This window comes from Actinoplanes sp. NPDC048791 (assembly GCF_040650095.1).
GTDB lineage: Bacteria > Actinomycetota > Actinomycetes > Mycobacteriales > Micromonosporaceae > Actinoplanes.
Genome location: NZ_JBEZGQ010000753.1, coordinates 1 through 4,259, shown reverse-complemented (window position 1 = coordinate 4,259; position 4,259 = coordinate 1). Strand labels below are relative to the sequence as shown.

Below are 4,259 nucleotides of genomic sequence, written 5' to 3'. Positions count from 1 at the left end.
CCGCGGCTGCGCCCGGCCCTGACGTGGCTCACCCGGCGTGGACCCGTCCGCCTGGGCGCCCGGACCATGGCCGGGGTGGTACGGGTGCAGATCTTCGACCGGGCCATGACCCTGGCCGCGCAGGCGTTCACCTCGATCTTTCCGGTCCTGATCCTGCTGGGATCCTTGCTGGGCAACGGATCGGGCCGCGAGCTGGCCGACGCGGCCGGCCTGCCCGAGAACTCCCGGCGGGTGCTCGACGACGCGTTCGGCCACGGCGGCTTCAGTACGTTCGGCGTGGTGGGCGGCCTCATCGTGCTGGTGTCCTCGACCGGGCTGGCCCGCGCGCTGGCCCGGGCCCACGCCGTGGTGTGGGAGGTCCGCCGGGCGCCTTCCGGTCCGCGGGCGTCGTGGCGCTGGCTGATCGCCGTGCTGGCCCTGGCCGGATTCATGGTGGGTTCCCGCCTGATGGGCTGGGTGACCCACCGGCTCCCGCTGCCGGAGCTGGCCGTGGGAGCCCTGCTGCTGCTCGCCGACATCGGGGTCGCGGTGCTCATTCCGCGGTTGCTGCTCGGCCGCGGCGTGCCGGTCCGGCTGCTCGTGGCCGGCGGCGTGCTCTTCGGCCTGGTGATGCTGGTGGTCCGGCCGGTCGGGTCGGTGTACCTGCCGCGCGCCCTGGCGACCAGCGCCGAGCGCTACGGCACCATCGGTGTCGCCTTCACCTACATCGGCTGGCTCTACGTCGTGGCGTTCTGCGTCCTGCTGAGTGCGATCGTCGGCCGGGTCCTCACCCTGGACGAGAGCCTGGCCGGCCGGCTGCTCCGCGGTCGCGCTCATGCGGACGGGATGAGGCCACCGGGCTAGAGCCGCCGCAGCATGACGCCATGACCACGACTCCCGGACTGCCGAGCCGGCTGGTGACCGCCGCCGACATCCCGCGCTCCGCGTCCGCCGCAAACCGGCCCTGGCTACGGCTGTTCGGAGGGGTGGCCACGATCGCGCTCGGCATCGCGGCGTTCGCCTGGCCGGAGGCGACGGTCCAGGTGATCGCCATCCTGTTCGGACTGCACCTCGTGGTGACCGGCTTCGTACGAGCCGGGCTGTCGCTCCGGGCGACCGGCACCGTTCTCCATCGCGTGCTGGACGTCATCCTCGGCGTCCTGACCGGCCTGCTCGGCGTCCTCTGCCTGCGCGATCTCACCGGCTCGCTGGTGCTGCTGCTGGTCGTCGTGGCTCTCGGCTGGCTGCTGGACGGCCTGGCGCAACTCGCGCGGGCTGTCAGCGGCCCGGCCAGGGAGCGCGGCGGTCCGCAGATCGCCACCGCACTGATCACCGTGGCCGGCGCGATCGCCGTCCTGATCTGGCCGCGGATCAGTTTCGGCGTGTTCATCTTCATCGGCTCGACGGTCCTGGTCTTCGCCGGGATCGGAACTTGCGTGGGCTCCCGCGGGGAGGAGCGGTCGAGGAAGATCGCTTGACGCACTCGGTTAACGCCATTAACCTACAGGAAGTGTCGTTAACCTGTGGAGGTCGTCATGACCGAGTCCTTGAGCATCGCCGGTGACACCGGCAAGACGCCGGCCAATGCCTAGGGCCCGGCTCAACCCGCTGTCAGTCACCGAGGCCGGCGCCGCCCTGATCGACGAGATCGGCTTCGAGAACCTCAGCATGGGCCTGCTCGCCGAACGGCTCGGGGTCAAGACCCCCGCGCTCTACAAACACGTCACCAGCCAGGCCGATCTGGTCCACCGCATCGCTGTCCGGGCCATGGGCGAGTTCGCCGACGCCATCCGCGACGCCATCCAGGGCCGGGCCGGCAGCGACGCCCTCGCCGCCGGCGCGCAGGCGATGCGGACCTACGTGCTGGAACACCCCGGCCAGTACGCGGCCGGCGATGCTGCTGCTTCCCGCCCGGCCGGACCCGACGACCCGATCATCCCCGCCGCCGAACGGGTCGTCGCCTCCTGGGCGGCCATGCTGCGCGGCTACCACCTGGACTCCGGTCAGGAGATTCACGCCCTGCGGATGCTGCGCAGCGCCCTGCACGGGTTCTCGACCCAGGAGGCAGCAGGCGGGTTCCAGATCAACGCATCCGTCGACGACAGCTTCACCTGGATGATCAACTTCCTCGACCGCGGCCTGCACGACCTCAGCATCACCCGCACACCCACGACCACCCGGACATCACCACCCGGCGGCCGCTGATGGTGAACATCGACGAAGAGCCCAGGGACACCAGGATCGAGCGGCACGCGAGCTGGGCCGAGCTGTTCTTCGACCTCGTGGCGGTGGCCGGTGTGGCCGCGCTGGCCCACGTGCTCGGGCCCGAACCGGACGCCGCGGCGCTCGGTCTCTACGCCCTGCTGTTCCTGGCTCTGTGGCTGTCCTGGACGACGTTCATGCTGTACGGCAACGTCGCCGCCGGCCGGACCCGCGTGCTGCGGCTGATGGTCGGCATGTTCGGCCTCGGGACCATGGCCGCGTCCGTGCCCGGCGTGGCGCACACCGTGCTCGGGCACGGCGGCGGCACCCTTGCGCTCAACGTCTTCGCGATCGCATACATCGCCACGCGCGTCTATGGATCCAAGTCGTGGCAACGCGGCGCAGTGCTGCTGGACTTCCCGGTGGTGCAGTACTCGGCGGGACTGCTGCCCTGGTTGGCGTCGCTCTGGGTCGACGGACACTGGAAGCTCGTGCTCTGGGCAGCCGGAGTCGGCCTCGACCTGCTGCTGATCCTGGTCCTGTCCGGCAGCAGGATCCTCCAGCGCGTCCAGTCGTACCTCACCGCGCCGGAACGTACCCGGCGCCGGCCGCGATCAGGAGGCCGCCCCGACGACCCGGGCCCGGTCATCCACGGGGTGTCGGTCGATCCGGCCCACCTCTCCGAGCGCCTGGGCCTCTTCGTCATCATCGTGCTGGGCGAATCGGTGGTGCAGGTCGTCGCCGCCGCCGGCGAGACGCGGTATGACATCGGCCTGCTGGCCACCGCGATCGCGTCCTTCGTTCTGCTGGCCGGCATGTTCGGCTTGTCCGTCGTCTTCGGATACGCCGGCCTGCCGCACCTGCGCGCCGGCCGGATCCCCGCCCGCGCCGCCCTGGGCCTGCACTGCCTGGTCACCGGCGTCGTCGCCACCATCGCCGTACCGCTGTCCCTGGTGGTCGGGCACGGCTCCGACCCACTGCCCGAGCGAGGTCGCTGGTTGCTGTGCGGCGCGGTTGCCGCCTACTTCACCCTCGGCGTGGTCACCGGCGTGGCCAGCCACAGTTCCGACCTGCAGAGGACGATCTCACGGGTCACCACCGGCATCGCGGCCCCACTCCTGCTCGGCCTGTTCGCCACTGCCGTCAGCGGCCGAACGCTGGTGGTCTACCTGGCCCTGATTGTCCTGGCTCACCTCTGGTTCGAACGACGAATGACGGATCAGTCACCCAGACGGAAATGGAAAACACCATGACCAAGCTTCGGCCCCTCGCCGCTGCCGCTTTCCTGCTGGGCCCGATGATTTATCTCGCCGCCGAGGCGATCACGGCCGCGGCGTGGAAATCGCCTGATTACAGCTACGCCGACAACTGGATCAGCGACCTCGGCTCCGCAACGGCCGGGGTGTTCCAGGGCCGCGAACTCGACTCGCCGCTGCACGTCGTCATGAACTCCGGATTCGTCGTTCAGGGCCTGCTCTTCGGAATCGCCACAGTGCTGCTCTCGCGGACGATGAGCGGGCGGCGTACCTTCATCGCTGTGACGGGGATCGTGACCATGATCGGCTACATCCTGGTCGGCACCTTCCACGGTTCCCTGCAGGCGCAGCAGAACGGCACGCTTCCCCTGCACTTCACCGGAGCAACGCTGGCCATCTTCGGCGGGAACGTGCTTGCCCTCGTCCTGGGCATCCACTGGCGAAAGAGTTCCCGGACACGGCTGATCGGCCTCGTCAGCATCGTCGTCGGAGCGATCGGCCTGGTCTCCGTCATCGCTCTCTTCCTCACCTTCGACGCCGGCCTGCCCTCGGGTGCGATCGAACGCGGCTCTGTCTACACCATCGTCATCTGGCAATTCGCGGTCGCCATCGCCCTGCTCCGCGACCGGGCCGACTCTCACGCTCCCCGCGTTGCCGCGACCGGTGCATCGACAAACACGGCATCCACCAGCAACTGACCCGCCGGCTCCGCGAGCCCCGGGTCCAAACTCCCCTGGTTTCCCCGAACCGTGGGATCGCTTCGGGGAAGCCGGGGAGGCGGCGGGCGGAACGCGGACGTCGCCACTGCCGCCCGGCACTCAA

General features: G+C 69.9%; 5 protein-coding genes. All 5 read left to right on the top strand.

What is annotated here, in order from left to right; translation table 11 throughout:
- Window positions 1-843 (top strand): YhjD/YihY/BrkB family envelope integrity protein (locus AB0C29_RS36210; protein ID WP_360830168.1); only part of this gene is annotated, 843 nt, incomplete at its 5' end.
- A gap of 20 nt (window positions 844-863) precedes the next feature.
- Entirely contained in the window at window positions 864-1,457 is a 594-nt protein-coding gene (locus tag AB0C29_RS36205) for a DUF308 domain-containing protein (RefSeq protein WP_360830165.1), read from the top strand.
- A gap of 106 nt (window positions 1,458-1,563) precedes the next feature.
- Complete coding sequence (locus tag AB0C29_RS36200; protein ID WP_360830162.1) at window positions 1,564-2,184, top strand: WHG domain-containing protein; 621 nt, start codon at window positions 1,564-1,566, stop codon at window positions 2,182-2,184.
- A complete protein-coding gene (locus AB0C29_RS36195; protein ID WP_360830159.1) occupies window positions 2,184-3,434 on the top strand; it encodes a low temperature requirement protein A in 1,251 nt (416 codons plus the stop codon). Before AB0C29_RS36200 ends, AB0C29_RS36195 begins: the two co-directional genes overlap by 1 nt.
- Window positions 3,431-4,135, top strand: a complete 705-nt coding sequence (locus tag AB0C29_RS36190; RefSeq protein WP_360830157.1) for a DUF998 domain-containing protein — start codon at window positions 3,431-3,433, stop codon at window positions 4,133-4,135. Before AB0C29_RS36195 ends, AB0C29_RS36190 begins: the two co-directional genes overlap by 4 nt.
- The last annotated feature ends 124 nt before the right edge of the window (window positions 4,136-4,259 follow it).